This is a genomic window from Aquabacter sp. L1I39, from assembly GCF_017742835.1.
GTDB lineage: Bacteria > Pseudomonadota > Alphaproteobacteria > Rhizobiales > Xanthobacteraceae > L1I39.
This window is the reverse complement of the sequence record NZ_CP072392.1, coordinates 3,158,874-3,178,056: the sequence shown is the minus strand read 5'-3', so window position 1 is coordinate 3,178,056 and position 19,183 is coordinate 3,158,874. Positions and strand designations below refer to the sequence as shown.

Here is a 19,183-nt window from a genome sequence, read left to right as displayed (position 1 = left end):
AGCATGGGCTTCAAATGCGGCATCGTCGGCCTGCCGAACGTGGGCAAGTCGACGCTCTTCAACGCCCTTACCCAGACCGCGGCGGCGCAGGCGGCCAATTATCCCTTCTGCACCATCGAGCCCAATGTGGGCGAGGTGGCGGTGCCCGATCCGCGCCTGGACACGCTGGCCGCCATTGCCGGCTCGGGCCAGATCATCCCCACCCGCCTCACCTTCGTGGACATTGCCGGCCTGGTGCGTGGCGCCTCCCGGGGCGAAGGCCTGGGCAACCAGTTCCTGGCCAATATCCGCGAATGCGACGCCATCGCCCACGTGGTGCGCTGCTTCGAGGACGGTGACGTGACCCATGTGGAGGGCAAGATCTCTCCGGTGGACGATATCGAGACCATCGAGACCGAGCTGATGCTCGCCGACCTGGACAGCCTGGAAAAGCGCGCCACCGCGCTGGAAAAGAAGGCCAAGGGCGGCGACAAGGAAGCCAAGGAAAGCCTCGACCTCATGCAGCGCGCCTTGGTGCTGCTGCGCGAGGGCAAGCCCGCGCGCCTCGTGGAGCGCAAGCCCGAGGAAGAGCGCGCCTTCGGCATGCTGGGCCTGATGACCGCCAAGCCCGTGCTCTATGTGTGCAACGTGGAAGAGGCCTCGGCGCACGACGGCAATTCGCTGTCCGCCGCCGTCTTCGCCCGCGCGGCCGCCGAGGGCGCCAAGGCGGTGGTGGTGTCCGCCAAGATCGAGAGCGAGATTGCGGTCCTGCCTCCCGACGACCAGAAGGACTATCTGGACGCCATCGGCCTTGAGGAGCCTGGCCTCAACCGCGTCATCCGCGCCGGCTATGACCTCCTGCACCTCGTCACCTATTTCACCGTCGGCCCCAAGGAAGCCCGCGCCTGGACCATCACCCGGGGCACCCGGGCGCCGGCGGCGGCGGGGGTGATCCACTCGGATTTCGAGAAGGGCTTCATCCGCGCCGAGACCATCGCCTTCCAGGACTATGTGCAGAACAAGGGGGAGGCCGGCGCGCGCGAGGCGGGGCGGCTGCGGCTCGAAGGCAAGGACTATGTGGTCCAGGACGGCGACGTCCTGCACTTCCGGTTCGCCAACTGAGCCGCGCCTCGACACCGTGACGCCTTGACCGGCCCCCCGGCTTCCTCCCCAATGACGCAAGGGAGAAACCGGGAGGCCCATTTGCCCGACATTTATTGGGAAGACCTTGTGGAGGGCGACGTTAAGACGTCCGCCCCCACCATCGTCACCCGCGAAGAAATCCTTGAATTCGCGCGGGAATACGACCCGCAGCCCATGCATCTGGACGACGCCGCCGGAAAGGCGTCCATGCTGGGCGGCCTCGCCGCCTCCGGCTGGCACACCTGCGCCATCATGATGCGGCTCCTGTTCGACAGCTTCCTGTGCCGCGCCGCCGGTCTCGGCTCTCCGGGCATCGAAGCAACGCGCTGGCGCGAGCCGGTCTTCCCCAATGACGAGGTGCATCTGCGCCGCACTGTCACCGACAGCCGCACCTCCAAGAGCCGCCCGGACATGGGCCTCGTAACGTTCAAGCTGGAACTGGTGAAGGCCAAGGGCGGGGTCGCCTGCGAGCAAACCTGCGTGGTCCTGTTCGCCCGCCGCAACCCGGGAGCACGCCTCGCATGAAATTCCTCGACGAGATCGAAATCGGCGAGCGGCAGGAGCTTGGATCCTATCGGTTCGAGCAGGACGATATTCTGGCCTTCGCCCGAAAATATGATCCCCAGTCCTTCCATGTGGACCCCGAGGCGGCCGAACGCACCCATTTCGGCGCCCTGGTGGCCTCTGGCTGGCAGACGGCAGCGGTGTGGATGAAGCTGTTCGTCGCCTTCAACGAGCGCCACGTTGCCGAGCGCGTCGCCAACGGGCAGCCGGTGCCGGTACTCGGCCCCTCCCCCGGCTTTCGCAAGATGCGCTGGCTGAAGCCGGTCTATGCGGGCGACACCCTCACCTATTCCACCGAGGCGCGAGAGAAGGCGGTATCGAAATCCCGCCCGAGCTTCGGTCTGCTGACCGCCTATAATAGCGCGGTCAATCAGGACGGCGCGCTGGTGTTTGATTTCGAGAGCATGGTCTTCCTCCAGCGCCAGCCCGGCTGACCCCTGCCATGGGGCGCCCTCCTCAAAGAGCGGCCCATGGCCCCCGCGCAGCTTGCCGCCAGGGGACTTGGCTGCTAAGAGCGCCCGTCCGCGCATGGGTGCGGGCATTCCTTGGAATTTACAGACAGGACGGTCATCATGGCGATCGAGCGCACCTTCTCGATCATCAAACCCGACGCGACGCGTCGCAACCTTACCGGCGCGATCAATGCGGTGATCGAAAAGGCCGGCCTCCGGATCGTGGCGCAGAAGCGCGTGCTGATGACGCAGGCCCAGGCCGAGACCTTCTACGGCGTGCACCGCGAGCGTCCCTTCTTCAAGGACCTCGTGTCCTTCATGACCTCCGGTCCGGTGGTGGTGCAGGTCCTCGAGGGTGAGGACGCGGTCGCCAAGTATCGCGAAGTCATGGGCGCCACCAACCCGGCCAATGCGGCCGAAGGCACCATCCGCAAGCTGTTCGCGGAATCCATCGAGGCCAATTCCGCCCACGGTTCCGACAGCGTCGAGAACGCGCAGGTGGAGATCGCCCAGTTCTTCGCCGGCAACGAGATCGTCGGCTGAACGCAACGGCGGGCGCGCCCCTCACCGGGCCGGCCGCCGCTCAGGCGCCGCGTCCGGGATGGGGATCCTTCCCGGCACGCGGCGGTTCCTGTCTTGAGATGGGATGATACGCCCGGCCGATACCGGGGCGACACGCCCCTGAAGGCATCCGGTGCGGCGCCGGGCGACCATTTCCGCAGCCCCCCGTGATGCAGACGACCTTGCTGTATTCAAAGACGGCGTCGCGTTCGCCCACCAGGTGGCCGGACCGGGACAGACCTTTTTACTTCAGCGATTGCACCGCATCATCTTTTGGCGCGGCGCGGTGACCGGTTTTGGTTGAGACGCTCCGGGACGTCGATTAGCTTCCCCTCGGGCATGCATAATACGGCGCACCAGAAGCACCAGACGCAAGACGCCCTCAGGACTCGCGGATCAAGGATGGGGAATGATGTCAATTGACTCTCCGGCGCTGTGGCTGGCGCTGCTTCAGATCATCTGGATCAACATATTGCTGTCGGGCGACAATGCGGTGGTCATCGCCATGGCCTGCCGCCAGCTTCCGGACCGTGCCCGCAAATGGGGCATCGTCATGGGCGCGGGCGTCGCCGTCGGGCTGCGCATCCTCTTCACCGGCATCGTCGCCACGCTGCTGGCCCTGCCCTGGCTGAAGCTGGTGGGCTCGCTTGCCCTCATGTGGATCGCCGTGGACCTGGCGCTTCCGAACGAGGATGGCGATGATCACGTCCAGGCTAGCGACAGCCTGTGGAAGGCGGTCGGCACCGTGGCGGTGGCGGACATCGTCATGAGCCTCGACAATGTGGTGGCGGTAGCCGCCGTCGCCAATGGCAGCTGGCTGCTGCTGGGCCTCGGCCTGGCCATCTCCATTCCGCTGATCGTGGCCGGGAGTTCGCTGGTGATGGCGGTGCTGGACCGCTTCCCCCTGCTGGTGTGGGCAGGCGCGGCCCTCCTCGGCTGGGTGGCCGGCGAAATGCTGGTCTCCGACGCCGCGGTGGTGGACCTGATGGGCGGGCTTGAGATGGCCGAGCACTGGGCCTATCCGGCTGCCGCCATCTGCGCCCTGCTGGTGGTCGGCACGTCCTACACCGTCGGGCGCATGCGCAAGGCCAAGGCCGAACAGGCCTGACCCAAAAACCACAAAAGGGGGCATGCCCAGCCCCCTTTTTCTTTACCCCCATCATTACGCAAGGTAATACGTAAGGGCAGTCAAAGTATTCCCTTACGTCAATATCAAACCACCCTGAGGTCGTCGACACGCTCCGCCTTCCCCCGGAGCCACGTCACACGAGGACATAGCATGGACTTCAGCTCTCCCACCTTCTGGCTCTCATTGCTCCAGATCATCTGGATCGACCTGCTGCTCTCCGGCGACAATGCGGTGGTGATCGCGCTCGCCTGCCGCTCCCTGCCCGCGAAGCAGCGGCGGTGGGGCATCCTGCTCGGCGCCGGCGCGGCGGTTGGCCTGCGCATCATTTTTGCCCTCGTGGTGTCCTACCTGCTGGGCGTTCCCTTCTTGAAGGTGGTCGGCGGCCTGCTGCTGCTGTGGATCGCCGTCAAGCTCGTGACCGACAGCGAGGGCGATGCCCATGAGGTGGAAGCCTCCGACAGCCTGTGGAAGGCGGTGCGCACCATCGCCATCGCCGACGCCGTCATGAGCCTCGACAATGTGGTGGCCATCGCGGCAGCCTCGCGCGGCCATCCCGAGCTGTTCATCTTCGGCCTTCTGCTGACCATCCCGCTGATCATTGCCGGCTCGCAGCTGGTGATGGCCCTCCTGACCCGCTTCCCCATTCTGGTGTGGGCCGGCGCGGCGCTGCTGGGCTGGATTGCCGGCGAGATGCTGGTTTCGGACGTGATGTCCCTGCAGTGGCTCCAGGGCTTCGATCCGACCTGGGTCAAGGCGGATGCAGAGGCGCCCACGGGAGTCAAGCCGGCCGACCTGCCCCACTATCTGGCGAGCACCATCGGCGCCATCGTGGTGGTGACCATCGGCTATGTGCTGCGGTCCCGGCACCGGGCGCAGGCCGCCTGATCTGGCGTCCCGACATCCCCGCGCCGGACCGGCGCGGGGATGCTATAAAGGCGCGAAGGAGTTGCTTCGCGCATGACGTCCCACGTTTCCCCCGGCGCGGTCTCCGGCCGCGCCCTCCGTCCCTCGGTCTGCCCTCATGATTGCCCCTCCACCTGCGCTCTCGAAGTGGAGGTGCTGGAGGACGGCCGGATCGGCCGCGTGCGGGGCGCCGCCGACAATTCCTACACGGCGGGCGTGATCTGCGCGAAAGTGGCCCGCTATGCCGAGCGCGCCCATCATCCCGACCGCCTGCTCAGCCCGCTGCGCCGCACCGGCCCCAAGGGCTCCACCCAGTTCACACCCATCTCCTGGGACGAGGCGCTCGACCGCATCGCGCAGGGCCTGACGGCCGCCGAGCGCGATTTCGGTGCCCAATCCGTGTGGCCCTATTTCTATGCCGGCACCATGGGGCTGGTGATGCGCGACGGCATCAATCGTCTGACCCATGCCAAGGGCTATTCCCGCTTCTTCTCCAGCATCTGCGTCAATCCCGCCTGGAGCGGTTACATGGCCGGCACCGGCCGGCTCGCGGGCGCCGACCCGCGCGAGATCGGCCGCTCGGACCTGGTGGTGATCTGGGGCACCAATGCGGTTGCGACCCAGGTCAATGTGATGACCCACGCCATCCGCGCCCGCAAGGAACGCGGCGCCAAGATCGCGGTGGTAGACGTCTATCGCACCGCCACAATGGAGCAGGCGGACCTGCCCTTGCTGCTGCGCCCCGGCACCGATGGGGCGCTGGCCTGCGCAGTCATGCACATCCTGTTCCGCGACGGGCGGGCCGACCGGACATATCTGGAGCGCTATGCCCGCGACGCGCAGGCGCTGGAAGCGCACCTGAAGACCCGCGACCCCGCCTGGGCCGCCGCCATCACCGGCCTGTCGGTGGAGGAGATCGAGGCCTTCGCCGCCCTGGTGGGGGCGACGCCGCGCGCCTATTTTCGCATTGGCTATGGCCTCTCCCGCAGCCGCAACGGCGCGGTCAACATGCACGCCATCGCCTCCATCCCCGTGGTAAGCGGGGCCTGGCAGCATGAGGGGGGCGGGGCCTTCCATTCCAACACCGGGATCTATCGGCTGAAGAAGACCCTGATCGAGGGGCTCGACCGTCTGGATCCCGCCGTGCGCCAGCTCGACCAGTCCCGCATAGGCGCCATTTTGAACGGCGACCCGGAGGTGCTGTCCGGCGGCCCGCCGGTGAAGGCGCTGCTGATCCAGAACACCAATCCCATGAGCGTTGCCCCCGAGCAGGAGCGGGTGAAGCGCGGGTTCGCCCGGGACGACCTGTTCGTGGCCGTGCACGAGCATTTCCTCACCGAGACCGCCCGGCAGGCGGACATCGTGCTGCCCGCCACCATGTTCACCGAGCATGATGACCTTTACCAGAGCGGTGGCCACCAGCACATTCTGCTCGGCCCGAAGCTTGTGGAGCCGCCGGGCGAATGCCGCTCCAACCACGATGTCATCGCGGCGCTGGCCGCGCGGCTGGACGCCGAGCATCCCGGCTTTGCCATGACGCCGCGCGAGATCATCGACTGGACCCTGCGGGAGTCCGGGCGCGGCGACCTGGATGGCCTGGAGGCCGCGCGCTTCCTCGACGTGCAGCCGGACTTCGAGACCGCGCATTATCTGAAGGGCTTCGGCCATCGGGACGGGCGCTTCCACCTGAAGCCGGATTGGACCAAGGTGCCCTTCCCCGCCCCCGGCCGGTTCGGACCCTACGACCAGATGCCCGAACTGCCGGACCATTGGGCGGTGATCGAGGAGGCGACGCCTGAGCATCCCTTCCGCTTGGTGACGGCGCCGGCCCGCAATTTTCTCAATTCCACCTTCAACCAGACCCCCACCTCGCAGAAGCGGGAGGGGGGCCCGAGCCTTCTCATTCACCCGGAGGATGCCGCCACGCTCGAAATCGCCCAAGGCGACCGGGTGGAGGTGTCCAATCCCCGGGGGTGCGTGGAATTGGAGGCGCGGCTGTTTGACGGGCTGCGGCGCGGCGTGGTGGTGGCCGAGCAGATCCACCCCAACGGCGCCCATGCGGGCGGGCGGGGTATCAATACGCTCACCGGCGCGGACCCGGTGGCGCCGGTGGGCGGCGCCGCCTTCCACGACAATCGCGTGCGCCTGCGCAAGATCGCGGCGGAGGCGATCCCGGCGTGACCCGCCGGTACGCGTTCAGATTTCGGGAGAGATGAGCACCTGGCGGGGCGCGGTGACATCGGCCACGATGACGCGCTCTTCTTCCACGGTTAGCCGACCGCTGGCGAGCAAAGCCAGGCCTGCGGGATAGATGACGTGCTCCTGCTCCAGCACGCGGGCGGCGAGGCTGTCGGGCGTGTCGCCCTGCTGCACCGGCACCACCGCCTGGAGCACGATCGGCCCCTCGTCCATTTCCGCGCGCACCAGATGGACCGTGCAGCCATGGAACCGCACACCGGCGGCCAAAGCGCGCTCGTGGGTGTCCAGGCCCTTGAAGCTCGGCAGCAAGGAGGGATGCACATTGATCATGCGATCCCGCCAGCGCTGCACCAGCCAAGGGGTCAGCAGGCGCATGAAGCCGGCGAGGCAGATGATCTCGATGCCCTCAATGCGCAGATTGGCGTCAAGCGCCGCATCGAAGGCGATGCGGTCCTTATAGTCCTTGTGGCTGAGCACCATCGTCCGAATACCGGCGGCGGCCGCGATCTCAAGGCCGGCGGCATCGGCGCGGTTGGACACAACGAGGCTGATCTCGGCCGGATAATCCGGCGCCTGCGCCGCCTTCAGCAGCGCGGCCATGTTGGAGCCACGCCCGGAAATGAGGATGGCTGTGCGCTTCTTCTGCATCTTGTCTCCGGATCAGGCCTGAAGGCCCAGTTCCCCCTCATAGACCACGCGGGCATCGCCTTCGCCGGACACGATGGTGCCGAGCTCGAACACCGTCTCGCCAGCCGCCGTGAAGGCGCTGGAGACCCGCGCCACCGCCGCCTGAGGCACCACCACGGCCATGCCGATCCCGCAATTGAAGGCGCGCAGCATCTCCATCGGGTCGACTCCGCCCGTCGCGGCCAGCCACTTGAACACCGGCGGCACTTCGAGCTTGGACAGGTCGATGCGGGCAATGGTGCGCTTGGGCAGGACGCGCGGCAGGTTCTCGGTGATGCCGCCGCCGGTGATGTGGGCGAGCGCCTTCACCGCGCCGGTGCCGCGCACCACATGCAACACGCTCTTCACATAAAGCCGGGTGGGGGTGAGCAGCGCCGCGCCGAGCGTCTGGCCGGGCGCGAAGGGCGCCGGATCGCTCCAGGCGAGGCCCGAGCGCTCGGCGATGCGGCGCACCAGCGAATAGCCGTTGGAATGGACGCCCGCCGAGGCAAGGCCGAGGATCGTGTCACCGGGGGCCACGTCGGGGCGGGGCAGCAGGGCATTGCGCTCCACCGCGCCCACAGCGAAGCCCGCCAGGTCATAGTCGCCATCGCGATACATGCCCGGCATTTCCGCCGTCTCGCCGCCGATCAGGGCGCAGCCGGATTCCCGGCAGGCGCGGGCGACGCCAGCCACGATCTGCGCCCCCACTTCCGGGGAGAGCCGGCCGGTGGCGAAATAGTCCAGGAACATGAGGGGCTCGGCGCCCTGCACCACCAGGTCATTGACGCACATGGCCACCAGGTCGACGCCGATGGTGTCGTGGCAGCCGGTCTCGATGGCGATCTTCAGCTTGGTGCCGACGCCGTCCGTGGTGGCAATGAGCAGGGGATCGGTAAAGCCCGCGCGGCGCAGGTCGAACACCCCGCCGAAGCCGCCAATGTCCGCGTCCGCGCCCGGGCGGGCGGTCGCCTTCACCAGCGGCTTGATGAGATCCACGAGCCGGTTGCCGGCATCGATGTCGACGCCCGCGTCACGATAGTTGAGACCGTCCTGAGCCATGTCATCCTCGCACTGTCAGCGGGGCTTAGCCGCGAACCGCATCGGAGGCAAGGCATGGCAGGGTTTCACACCGCGCCGCCCCCTCTTCTCATGCTCCTGCGCGCGCGCCGGGCGTGCCCGTGACGAGCCGCGCGGGAGGCGAAAGGCCGGGCCGGCAGCTCTCCACCAACCGCGCAAACGCCTCCACGTCCCCGGTGAAGGGCAAGGTGCGCCGCCACACGAGGCCGATGGTGCGATAGGGCTGGGGATCGGGAAAGCGCAGAAGATGCACCCGGGGAATATGGCCGCCCTCGCTGGTGACGTACATTTCCGGCAGCAAGGTCACGCCCTGCTGGTTGGCCACCAATTGCACCAGCGTGGACAGGCTGGTGGCGCCGAACCGGCGCAGGCGCCGCTGGTCCATGGTGCCGCACACCTGGAGCGCCTGGTCCCGGAAGCAGTGGCCGTCCTCCAGCAGCAGCAGATCCTCGGGGGCCAGTTGGTCCGGCGAGGCGAGGCCGCCGAGCGGACGGGCGCCGGCCTCCGGAACGGCCAGGAGAAAGGCGTCGTCGAACAAGGCGAGGCTCGCCAGCGCCGGATCTTCCACCGGCAGGGACAAGATGACGAGGTCGAGGCTGCCCGTGGACAGTTCCGCCAGCAATTGCTCGGTCTGGGTTTCCCGCAGCGCCAGCTCCAGCCCAGGATAAAGGCGCCCAACCTCCGGCAACAGGCGCGGCAGCAGATAGGGCGCCACCGAGGGGATGACGCCGAGCCGCAGTCGCCCCTCCAGCAGGCACCCCCGCGCGCGGACGGAGCGTTCGAGATCGGCCAGCGCGGCCAGCACACCCCGCGCCCGTTCGGCCGCCTCCTCTCCCGCCGCAGTGAGGCGCACGCCCGTGCGGCCGCGCTCCACAAGTTCGACGGCGAGATAGGTCTCCATGTCACGGATCTGCATGGACAAGGCCGGCTGGGTGACGGCGCATTCCTCGGCGGCGCGGCCGAAATGCAGGTGCCGGGCGAGGGCTTCGAAGTAGCGGAGCTGGCGGGTCGAGAGCATATGATAAATAAATCTTATCATAGAGCGGGTGTAAACTGATTTGTGCTGATCCCCCTTCAGACCCACAGTGTGCCCCGACACGGAACTCTGCCGCCATCTGGCGGCGCGAAGAAGGGATGTCCCAATGACCAAGCCGACTTTGACCACCACGGCCGGCGCACCTGTCGGCGACAACCAGAATTCCCTGACCGCGGGCGCCCGCGGCCCGGTTCTGCTGCAGGACTACCAACTGGTGGAAAAGCTCGCCCACCAGAACCGCGAGCGCATCCCCGAGCGCGTGGTTCACGCCAAGGGCTGGGGGGCCTATGGCACCCTCACCATCACCAACGACATCTCCCGCTACACCAAAGCGAAGCTGTTCTCGCATGTGGGCAAGAAGACAGACCTCATCCTGCGCTTCTCGACCGTGGCCGGCGAGCTCGGCGCGGCGGACGCCGAGCGCGACGTGCGCGGCTTCGCCCTGAAATTCTATACCGAGGAAGGCAATTGGGACCTGGTTGGCAACAACACGCCCGTCTTCTTCGTGCGCGACCCCTACAAGTTCCCGGACTTCATCCACACGCAGAAGCGACACCCCAAGACCAATCTGCGCTCCCCCACCGCCATGTGGGACTTCTGGTCGCTCTCGCCTGAGAGCCTCCACCAAGTGACCATCCTGTTCTCGGACCGCGGCCTGCCCACCGACGTGCGGCACATGAACGGCTACGGCTCACACACCTTCTCCTTCATCAATGCGGAGGGTGAGCGCTTCTGGGTGAAGTTCCACTTCAAGACGCTCCAGGGCCACCGCCACTGGACCAATGCGCAGGCCTCCGAGGTGGTGGGCCGCACCCGTGAGTCCACCCAGGAAGACCTGTTCTCGTCCATCGAGAAGGGCGACTTCCCCAAGTGGAAGATGCAGGTGCAGATCATGCCGGAGACGGATGCGGAGAAGACCTCCTACAATCCGTTCGATCTCACCAAGGTGTGGCCGCACGGCGAATATCCGCCGATCGACGTGGGCATCCTGGAGCTGAATCGAAACCCGGAGAACTATTTCAACGAGGTCGAGCAGCTCGCCTTCTCGCCCTCCAACATCGTGCCCGGCATCGGCTTCTCGCCGGACAAGATGCTCCAGGGCCGCATCTTCTCCTATGCGGACGCCCACCGCTATCGCCTCGGCACCCATTATGAGCACCTGCCGGTGAATGCCGCCCGCTGCCCCGTCCACCACTACCACAAGGACGGTGCCATGCGGTTCTTCCCGCAATTGACGGGCAATACGGACGCCTATTACGAGCCCAACTCGTTCAACGGCGCCGTCGAGAACCCGGCTTATCTGGAGCCCCCGCTCAAGATCTCCGGCGACGCGGAGCGCTACAGCCACCGTGTGGGCAATGACGATTATTCCCAGCCCCGCGCCTTGTTCGAGCTGTTCGATGCCGGTCAGCGCCAGCGCCTGTTCCTCAACCTGGCGGAAGCCATGTTCGGCGTGCCGGACGCCATCATCGAGCGCCAGCTCGGCCATTTCGAGAAGGTGCATCCCGAATATGGCGCGGGCGTGCGCGCCGCCTTGGCGGAGATGACGCGGAGCAAGGCGTCGGAGACCGCCCAGCAGCAGAAGATGCCGCAGGGGACCCAGGCCGCCGAGTGATCGGCCGTCTGACAACGGACGCGGGCGCGCCGCGCCCGTTGTCAGGCCGGAAAGACGTTTCATTACAAAATATTATCTCGCGAGACCTTGGCCTTGGCAGCTATAAGCTCTCCTCTTCGGAGGGAGCCATGTTCCATCGTCAGGTGCTGCACGCCGTCATCCTTCTGGTCGCCACAGCCTTGCCGCTCGCCGCGCGGGCGCAGGAGGCGGGACAGCCTCCAACCCAGACCGGTGCAGCCGCCACGGTGGCAAAGCCGGCCTGGCCTCGCAGCCTCCGCATCGGCAGTGATACGCTCAAGCTCTATCCGCCGACGGCTGACGCCTTTGCGGATGACCGGCTCTCCGGCACCATGGCGTTCGCCCTTGGGCCGACATCGGGCGCCCCCAGCTACGGGCGCGCCGCCTTCACCGCCCGAGCGCGGATGGATGCTGTGACCGGACAGGTGCGGATCTGGCGCATCCGAATGGCCGACGTCGAGATTCCCCTGGCACCGGATCGTGCCGACGCGGTGCGCCGCATGCTGGAGCGGCATTGGCGGGATCGTGGCCTGCGGCTACCGGCCGCCTTGGTTGCGGCCGACATCGCCCATGCCAATGCCCCGGCCGCGGCGGTGAATACCACCCCGCCGACCATCGTCTTCGCCGAGGGCCCCACCCTCCTGGTGCCGGTGGCCGGCGCCCCGGACTGGCGCGGCATCGAGAGTGTCGCAGGCTTCCAACGCGCCATCAACACCCAGGCCCTGTTGCTGAAGGATGTGGACCAGGCGCTCCACCTGCAGGCCGCCGGCACCTGGTACGAAGCTGCGAGCCTTGCCGGCCCGTGGGTGCCCAGTGCCCAAGTGCCACCGGACGTGCTGTCCGCCGCCACCGTGGCCCGCGCCCAGCAGCCGGCGGACCCGCTTCTTCCGCCATCGGGCCAGGCACCCGCCAGCGCCCCCGCCATCCTGGTTGCGACCAGCCCGACCGAACTCATCCAGTCCGACGGCCCGCCAAAGACAGGCCCGGTGGCGGGCACGCAATTGGCCACCTGGGACAATGCGGACCACGCCGTCTTCGTCACCCCGGGCAAGTCTGCAGTCTATGTGCTCATTTCCGGACGCTGGTTCACGGCGCCGTCGACCGGTGGGCCGTGGACCTATGTGGCCCCGGACGCGCTGCCGGCGGATTTCGCGCGTATCTCTCCGACCGATCCCAAGGCGAACGTTTTGATCTCCGTGGCGGGCACCCCGCAGGCCCTCAACGCTGCCATCGCCGCCAGCCTGCCGCAGACGGCCACCGTGCCGCTCGCTGCGACCACGACGGTGAGCTATGAGGGCGCCCCCCGCTTCGTGCCCATCCCCGGCACGCAACTCGCTTATGCCGAGAACACGGCGAGCCCAGTGATCCGCGTGGCCCCCGGCCAAGTCTACAGCGTCTCCAACGGCGTCTGGTTCTCCGCCGCTGCACCTGAGGGGCCGTGGCAGGTCGCCACCCGCGTGCCAGAGGCCATCTATGCCATCCCGCCGGCCTCACCGGTGCATTATGTGACCGGCGTCCGGATCTATGGCACGACCGACGGCGCGGTCCTGACCGGCTACACCCCGGCCTATATGGGCGTGCTGCGCGGCCCCGGAGGCACCCTCGTCTATGGGTCCGGCTACAGCACCCCCGGCTATGCGGGGGCGCGCTGGATCGCACCGCCCGTCACCTACGGCGTCGGTGCCGGTTTCGCTCTCGGTCCGCGCGGCTTCGGCTATGGATTCTCCCCCGGCTGGTCCTGGGGCCCCGGCCTGCCCCCCGCCTGGGGGCCCTATGCGGGCGCCACCCCCTATGGGCGCGGCTGGGGCTTCGCCGATGTGGGCGCGGTCAACATCTATGGCCGCTGGGGCGGGGGCATAGCAGTCGGCGGCGGCTGGGACGGCGGCATTGGCGTGTCGGCCTGGAGCCATGGCGCCTGGGGCGGCGTGGGAGTGGGGATCGGCGGCGCCGGCCTCGGGTTCGGCGGCTTCAGCGCCTATGGCGGACGGTACATGTCGGACAACGTGAACATCCACGTGAACTCCACCACCATCAACAACCACACCACCATCAACAAGAATGGCGGGAACCGCCCCGACCCGCACCCTGCCCCTCGGCCCACCCCGCACCCCGATCCTCATCCGAACCCCGCCCATACTCCCAAGGGCGGCGGACAAGACGGCCATAAGGGCCAGCCCGACATTCACCAGGGGCCGGGACCGGCCGAGCCGAGCAAGGACGGCACCTCCGGACGCGGCAGCACGCCGGCTGAGCACGGCCCGGCCAGCGCTCCGCAAAACGAGGGACAACGCGGCGACAAGGGCCAGCCCGACACCCACCAGGGGCCGGGACCGGCCGAGCCGAGCAAGGACGGCACATCCGGACGCGGCAGCACGCCGGCTGAGCACGGCCCGGCCAGCGCTCCGCAAAACGAGGGACAACGCGGCGACAAGGGCCAGCCCGACACCCACCAGGGGCCGGGACCGGCCGAGCCGAGCAAGGACGGCGCCTCCGGACGCGGCAGCACGCCGGCTGAGCACGGCCCGGCCAGCGCTCCGCAAAATGGGGGACAGGGCGGCGACAAGAGCCCATCGGACCCGGGAAAAGAGGCGCGCCCCTCCCCTCAAGACGGCACCCGCACCCATATTGATGCCGGAGGCGAGAGCAAGGGCGGCTCCACGGCCGACCGACCGGATGACGCTTCGGCCCGCTCCCCCGACCGGGGCGACACGGAACGCGCGAATGGGGATCGGTCCCCAGATCGTGGAGACGGCGATCGCTCCGATCGCGATCGGCGGGACCCGGATCATCGGGAGGACCGCGACCGGCACGGGGATGAGCATCGGGAGCATTCCGGACATCGCGGGGGCGGAGGCCATCACCACGCGCACCCGGAAGGCCATGAGCGTCGCTGACGTGCGCCAGCATCCGTCTGCGCCGCAGAATGTGATCGTACCGGCAGAGTGGCACACGCAGGATGGCGCCTTATGCGCACTGCGTTCACGGCGGCTTGGCCAAATAGTGATAGGGCATCTCCGCGCGCGGAGTGCTAAAGCTTCGCCTCGCGCGGGTTGCATGAAGGGAGAACAGAAATGGGTTCGGCTTCAACCGTGAGCCGGAGTGTCCTGGTGGCACTCACCGTGACCGGTCTGGTCCTGCCGCCGGTCGCCTATGCCCAGCAACAGCCGGCACCGTCGCAGAATGCGCCGATCGGAACGCCTGGCGTCGCCTGGCCGCGCGACTTCGACGTGGGCGACAACCGGCTCGAAATCTATCAGCCGCAGATCGACGGCCTTGAAGGCAACAAGATCACTGGCCGCTCGGCGATCGCGCTCGGCCCGAAGAACGGCTCGCCCACCTATGGCATGGTGGAATTCTCCGCCCTCGCCACCATCGACAAGGCCGCCGGCCTCGTCCATCTCAACACCATCACCATCACTAAGGTCGAGGTCCCCACCGCCCCCGACAAGGCTGGTGCGGTGAAGCAGGCGATTGAGCAGCGGCTGCCGAAGGAAGGGCTCACCACGCCCTTGAGCCAGCTCCAGGCGAGCTATGCGGTGAACCAGGAAATCGCCAAGCTGCAGACCCAGCCGGTGGACAACAGCCCGCCGCGCATTCTCTTCACCGACACGCTGACCATCCTCGTCCCCATCGCCGGCGAGCCCGTGCTGCGTGCCATTGAGGGCGTGCAGGGCTTCCAGCGTGTCATGAACACCCGGCCCCTGATGCTGCGCGACCAGGGAGGGGTCTATCACCTCCAGGCGGCGGGCGTCTGGTATGAGACCACGGCGTTGGATGGCACCTGGGTGGTGACCCCCAAACCCTCCTCCGCGCTCCAGGCGGCAGCCAAGGCCGCCGCCAAGACCGGCAATCCCGATCCGCTGCTCGGCCAGGACGGCAAGCCCATCAGCCCGCCGCCGGCCATCATGGTCTCCACGGTGCCGACGGAGCTCATCCAGACCAACGGCCAGCCCCAATTGCTGCCGGTCCAGGGCACGCAATTGCTGACCATGAGCAATGCGGACCATGCGGTGTTCATGGACCCGTCCAACAACGATTATTACGTGCTGATCTCGGGCCGCTGGTTCAAGGGCCGCGGGCTGCAGGGGCCGTGGGCCTTCGTGCCCCCGGACGCCCTGCCGGCGGACTTCAAGAACATCTCGCCCCATGACGCCAAGGCCAATGTCCTGGTGTCGGTGGCCGGCACGCCCGAGGCCAAGGAAGCGGCCATCGCCGCCACCATTCCCCAGACCTCCACGGTGAAGAAGTCCGCCACCGCCACGGTGAGCTATCAGGGTGCCCCGCAGTTCGTGCCTGTGGAAGGCACGCCGCTGAAGTATGCGGTCAACACCCCCCTCCCGGTGATCCAGGTCTCGCCCACCGCCTATTACATGGTGTCCAACGGCGTGTGGTTCGTGTCCGGCGCCCCCACGGGTCCCTGGCGGGTCGCCACCACCGTTCCGGCGGTCATCTACACCATCCCGGTGAGCTCGCCGGTCCATTATGTGACCTATGTGCGGGTCTATTCCGTGGAGCCGGACGTGGTCGTGGTGGGCTACACGCCCGGCTATATGGGCGTCATGGTCGCTCCGGGGGGCACCGTGGTCTATGGCACCGGCTATGCCTGCAACGGCTATGTGGGCGGCACCTGGTGGTATGGCTGCCCCACCACCTATGGCTATGGCGCCGGCTTCGCGCTGGGCGCCGCGGCGGGCTTCGGCTTCGGCTTCGCGGCCGGCTGGGCCTGGGGCGCGGCGGTCGGTCCCTATTGGGGTCCCTATTGGGGCGCCGGCCCCTATGGCGGCCACTGGGGCTATGTGAACGTCAACCAGACCAACATCTATGGCCGCTGGGGCGCCAATGCCACGGTGAACCATGCCTGGGGCACCACCTGGAACGGCACCAACTGGTCCACCCGCGCCTGGGACGGCACCACCGCCCGCGGCACGGACTTCGCCGGCCGCTCGGCCGCCGCGTTCAATCCCTACACCGGCAATTACGGCGCCGCCCGCGACAACACCCGGTACAATCCTTATACCGGCGCCCGTGGCACCTCGAACGCCAGCGTGACGGGCAATGCCTATACCGGCAATTTCGACGCCAACCGCTCGTCTGCCGGCTACAATCCCACCGCCGGCACGGCCCACGCCTCCTCCACCAGCGTCAGCCGTGAGAATGGCCAAGTGGACGTGGACAGCAAGGGCGTGGCCACCAACACCAAGACCGGCAATTCGGTCGCCTGGAACAATGGCAATGTCTACACGGACCACAATGGCAACGTGTACCAGCATTCCAATGACGGCTGGAGCCGTGCCACCAGCAATGGCTGGCAGTCGGTGGACCGCAACACGGACATGAGCCAGTTCAACCGCGAGAACCAGGCCCGCAGTTGGGGCAATTATGGCGGCGATCGCTTCGGCGGCGGAGACCGCTTCGGCGGGGGCGGCTTCGGCGGTGATCGCTTCGGCGGCGGCGGCTTCCGGCGCTGAGCGATTCCCATCGGTTTCGACACACGAACGGGCGCCGCGCGGCGCCCGTTTGCATTTGAGCTAGCCACAAAGGCTCAAAAAGCGAAATAGCCGGCCAGCGCGCCCGCCGCGATGAGCAGGATGGGGTTCACCTTGGAACTCACCAGCACGACGAACACCGCCACCATGATGCCGGCGCTCGCCCAGCCGGTGATGGCGCCCTTCGAGATGGAGATGGCACCCGCCAGCAAGAGGCCGATGGAGACCGGTGCCAGACCCCGCTGGATGGAATTGCGCCAGGGCCAGTGTTCCAGCCGCGTCCACATGCGCCCGACCCACAAGGTGAAGAGGCCCGTGGGAAGGAAGAAGGCCAGCACCACCACCAGCGCCCCGATGGGCCCGGCCACCCATTGGCCGATGCCCGCGATCATCATCATGTTCGGGCCGGGCGCCATCTGGCCGATGGAATAAAGATGGATGAGCTGCGGGAAGGTCATCCACTTCTCGTGGTCCACCACCAGCGTCTTCATCTCCGGAAAGGCGGCCATGCCGCCGCCCACCGTCAGGAGGGACAAATAGGCGAAGACGCCGATCAGCATGGGGATCTGGTTCATTTCGTCGCCTCCCCCTGCGGCCGCGCTGCGGGCCGGTACCAGACGATGGCCATGGCCCCCACCACGAACAGCACCAGCAGCACCGACTGGTGCAGCACGTTCACACCGATCACCGTCAGCGCCACGAAGATGAAGTCCATGAAGCGCCCGAGCGTCTTGCGCCCCAGCTGGAAGGTGACAGAGAGGACGAGCCCCACCGCCGCCGCCGAGGCGCCGTGCAGGATGGCTCCCACCGTGTTGCCGCTATGGCCTTGCGAGGCTGCATAGGCGGCGGCCGCCGCCATCATCATCAGCCCGCCCGGCAGGCAAATGGCCGCCAGTGCCACCGCTGCGCCGGCGGTGCCGCGCAGCCGGTCCCCCACCAGGATGGCCATGTTGGAGGCATTCAGGCCCGGCAAGGTCTGGCAGATGGACAAAAGCTCGACGAAAGTGACGTCGTCGATCCACCGGCGCCGGTTGACGAGACCGGTGCGCAGATAGGCCACCACACCGCCGCCGAAGCTGGTGGCGCCGATGATGAAGAAGCCCACGAAGATGTCGAGCAGCGACACCGAGCCGGGCGCCACGATGGGCGCCTCGGCCGGCGGGGCGCTGCCCGGGAGGGAGTGGGGCGCCTCACTCATGGCTTTGGGGCGGGTTGCCCTTCAGCCGGTAGACGGCGCCGGTCTTGGTGGTGCCGAGCGAGACCCAGTCCTGCGCCTCCGTCTGCAAGGCGCAGAAGAATTCATGGCTGCGCTCCAGCGCCTTGGTGCTCAGTTCGTCCCGCCGCAGGAAACGCACCTGGTAGGAGAATTCGCCCACCAGCTGGTGCTGGTCGCCACGGGTGCGCCAGACCGAGACATTGCAGGGTGCCAGCATCCCCTTGCCGAAATCCAGATTGCCGAGTTGCTGGAGCACCTCCTCCACCGCCGTGCGGTTGACGAGGGAGACATGCTTGCGCCCGCTGGTCAGCACGCTGCCGAGCGGCGGGAACACCTTCACCAGCGTCGACGCAGCGGAGGGATCGGCGACGCCGCGGGGACGGAAGGGGAATTCCACATTGTGGGAGTAGAGCGAGCGCACCCCGCCGATGTGGCCCTTCAGGGGGAGAAGCTCCTCCTTGAACTTGATGCGATAGCTGCCGGGGATTTGCGGCCGCACGTCAAGGGCAGCAGCCGTGTCCCGGTCGGGATGACGGAACTTGAACACGATTTCCGGTTCGCCCACCGGGAAGCCGTCTTCATAGACGATGCGCCGGCGCAGGATGAAATTGTTGTTGTAGAGCTTGAAGTCTTGCGTATCGAGGAACAGCACTTCGCGGATCTGAGGCCGGATGCCCCGCCCCGCCATGGGGTCGAAATCGACGCCATAGCGCTTGGCCACCTTGGCGACGATCTTGGCGAAGTCGAAGAAGCTCTGCACTGATGTGAAGCGCAGGCCCTGAAGGATGATCTTCGCCTCGATATAGTGCACATCATCGAGCGGGTGGCCGTCGGAATAAAACGCCGTCTCCTTCTCCTCCGCATCCAGCGGCTGGAACTCGGCCGGGGTCGCCAGCGGCGCCTCCGCCCCTTCGGCGTGCTTTTTCTTCTTGTGGCCCTTGCCGTGCTTGTCGTCCTTCATCACGCCCTCCCCGCCCGTACGCCCCGCTCGGCCCACGTCGCCGCCATCCCGATCCCCCTGTGGCGAGGCGATGGGATGGCGACCCGTGACGCTCGCGTGACAGACGAGCATATCCGCGAGAGCCTTGCAAAGGGTGCCTTGCGTCAGGCTGTGCAAGGTCCGGCGGTGCTATCGC

The 19,183-nt window shown here is 67.3% G+C and carries 16 protein-coding genes; 10 read left to right on the top strand and 6 right to left on the bottom strand.

Features of this window, described 5'->3' with window-relative positions:
• Positions 1 to 3: 3 nt before the first annotated feature.
• The 7 genes from ychF to J5J86_RS14280 all read left to right on the top strand — a co-directional run bounded on the left by ychF (position 4) and on the right by J5J86_RS14280 (position 6,912).
• Complete coding sequence (gene ychF / locus J5J86_RS14310) at positions 4 to 1,101, top strand: redox-regulated ATPase YchF (protein WP_209099098.1); 1,098 nt, start codon at positions 4 to 6, stop codon at positions 1,099 to 1,101.
• Between the two features lie 81 nt (positions 1,102 to 1,182).
• The gene (locus J5J86_RS14305; RefSeq protein ID WP_247657608.1) at positions 1,183 to 1,647 is read left to right on the top strand and encodes a MaoC family dehydratase; all 465 of its coding nucleotides are present in this window, start codon (positions 1,183 to 1,185) and stop codon (positions 1,645 to 1,647) included.
• Positions 1,644 to 2,120 (top strand): MaoC family dehydratase, encoded by a 477-nt coding sequence (locus J5J86_RS14300; protein WP_209099087.1) that lies wholly within the window; start codon positions 1,644 to 1,646, stop codon positions 2,118 to 2,120. The genes J5J86_RS14305 and J5J86_RS14300 overlap by 4 nt, the downstream gene beginning before the upstream one ends.
• A 138-nt stretch (positions 2,121 to 2,258) precedes the next feature.
• The gene (ndk, locus tag J5J86_RS14295; RefSeq protein WP_209099085.1) at positions 2,259 to 2,681 is read left to right on the top strand and encodes a nucleoside-diphosphate kinase; all 423 of its coding nucleotides are present in this window, start codon (positions 2,259 to 2,261) and stop codon (positions 2,679 to 2,681) included.
• A 430-nt stretch (positions 2,682 to 3,111) separates the two neighbouring features.
• Positions 3,112 to 3,807, top strand: a complete 696-nt coding sequence (locus J5J86_RS14290) for a TerC family protein (RefSeq protein ID WP_209105399.1) — start codon at positions 3,112 to 3,114, stop codon at positions 3,805 to 3,807.
• 171 nt (positions 3,808 to 3,978) lie between these two features.
• The gene (locus tag J5J86_RS14285) at positions 3,979 to 4,713 is read left to right on the top strand and encodes a TerC family protein (RefSeq protein ID WP_209099083.1); all 735 of its coding nucleotides are present in this window, start codon (positions 3,979 to 3,981) and stop codon (positions 4,711 to 4,713) included.
• Between the two features lie 72 nt (positions 4,714 to 4,785).
• Positions 4,786 to 6,912 carry a molybdopterin-containing oxidoreductase family protein gene (locus J5J86_RS14280; protein ID WP_209099081.1) on the top strand — a complete coding sequence of 709 codons (2,127 nt, stop codon included), beginning with the start codon at positions 4,786 to 4,788 and terminating at the stop codon, positions 6,910 to 6,912.
• 15 nt (positions 6,913 to 6,927) lie between these two features.
• Here the strand turns inward: J5J86_RS14280 and purN are convergent, their stop codons facing one another.
• The 3 genes from purN to J5J86_RS14265 form a co-directional block, all read right to left on the bottom strand.
• Positions 6,928 to 7,578 (bottom strand): phosphoribosylglycinamide formyltransferase, encoded by a 651-nt coding sequence (purN, locus tag J5J86_RS14275; protein WP_209099079.1) that lies wholly within the window; start codon positions 7,576 to 7,578, stop codon positions 6,928 to 6,930.
• Positions 7,579 to 7,590: 12 nt separating this feature from the next.
• Positions 7,591 to 8,658, bottom strand: coding sequence for a phosphoribosylformylglycinamidine cyclo-ligase (purM, locus tag J5J86_RS14270; RefSeq protein WP_209099077.1), 1,068 nt, complete (start codon positions 8,656 to 8,658; stop codon positions 7,591 to 7,593).
• Positions 8,659 to 8,746: 88 nt separating this feature from the next.
• A complete protein-coding gene (locus J5J86_RS14265) occupies positions 8,747 to 9,694 on the bottom strand; it encodes a hydrogen peroxide-inducible genes activator (protein WP_209099076.1) in 948 nt (315 codons plus the stop codon).
• A gap of 124 nt (positions 9,695 to 9,818) precedes the next feature.
• Here J5J86_RS14265 and J5J86_RS14260 point away from each other — a divergent pair, with 124 nt between their 5' ends.
• The 3 genes from J5J86_RS14260 (at position 9,819) to J5J86_RS14250 (ending at position 16,813) form a co-directional block, all read left to right on the top strand.
• Positions 9,819 to 11,327 (top strand): catalase, encoded by a 1,509-nt coding sequence (locus tag J5J86_RS14260; protein WP_209099074.1) that lies wholly within the window; start codon positions 9,819 to 9,821, stop codon positions 11,325 to 11,327.
• Between the two features lie 128 nt (positions 11,328 to 11,455).
• Positions 11,456 to 14,239: a carbohydrate-binding family V/XII gene (locus tag J5J86_RS14255; RefSeq protein ID WP_209099072.1), complete on the top strand. Its 2,784-nt coding sequence runs from the start codon at positions 11,456 to 11,458 to the stop codon at positions 14,237 to 14,239.
• A gap of 177 nt (positions 14,240 to 14,416) precedes the next feature.
• The gene (locus J5J86_RS14250; RefSeq protein ID WP_247657606.1) at positions 14,417 to 16,813 is read left to right on the top strand and encodes a carbohydrate-binding family V/XII; all 2,397 of its coding nucleotides are present in this window, start codon (positions 14,417 to 14,419) and stop codon (positions 16,811 to 16,813) included.
• 74 nt (positions 16,814 to 16,887) lie between these two features.
• On the opposite strand, the gene J5J86_RS14245 is transcribed toward J5J86_RS14250, so the two are convergent.
• Genes J5J86_RS14245 through J5J86_RS14235 form a run of 3 tightly spaced genes read right to left on the bottom strand, consistent with a single transcriptional unit; the run spans position 16,888 to position 19,008 of the window.
• Positions 16,888 to 17,406, bottom strand: coding sequence for a chromate transporter (locus J5J86_RS14245; RefSeq protein ID WP_209099070.1), 519 nt, complete (start codon positions 17,404 to 17,406; stop codon positions 16,888 to 16,890).
• Complete coding sequence (locus J5J86_RS14240) at positions 17,403 to 18,029, bottom strand: chromate transporter (RefSeq protein WP_209099068.1); 627 nt, start codon at positions 18,027 to 18,029, stop codon at positions 17,403 to 17,405. Before J5J86_RS14240 ends, J5J86_RS14245 begins: the two co-directional genes overlap by 4 nt.
• Positions 18,022 to 19,008 (bottom strand): hypothetical protein, encoded by a 987-nt coding sequence (locus J5J86_RS14235; RefSeq protein ID WP_247657604.1) that lies wholly within the window; start codon positions 19,006 to 19,008, stop codon positions 18,022 to 18,024. Before J5J86_RS14235 ends, J5J86_RS14240 begins: the two co-directional genes overlap by 8 nt.
• Between the last annotated feature and the right edge of the window lie 175 nt (positions 19,009 to 19,183).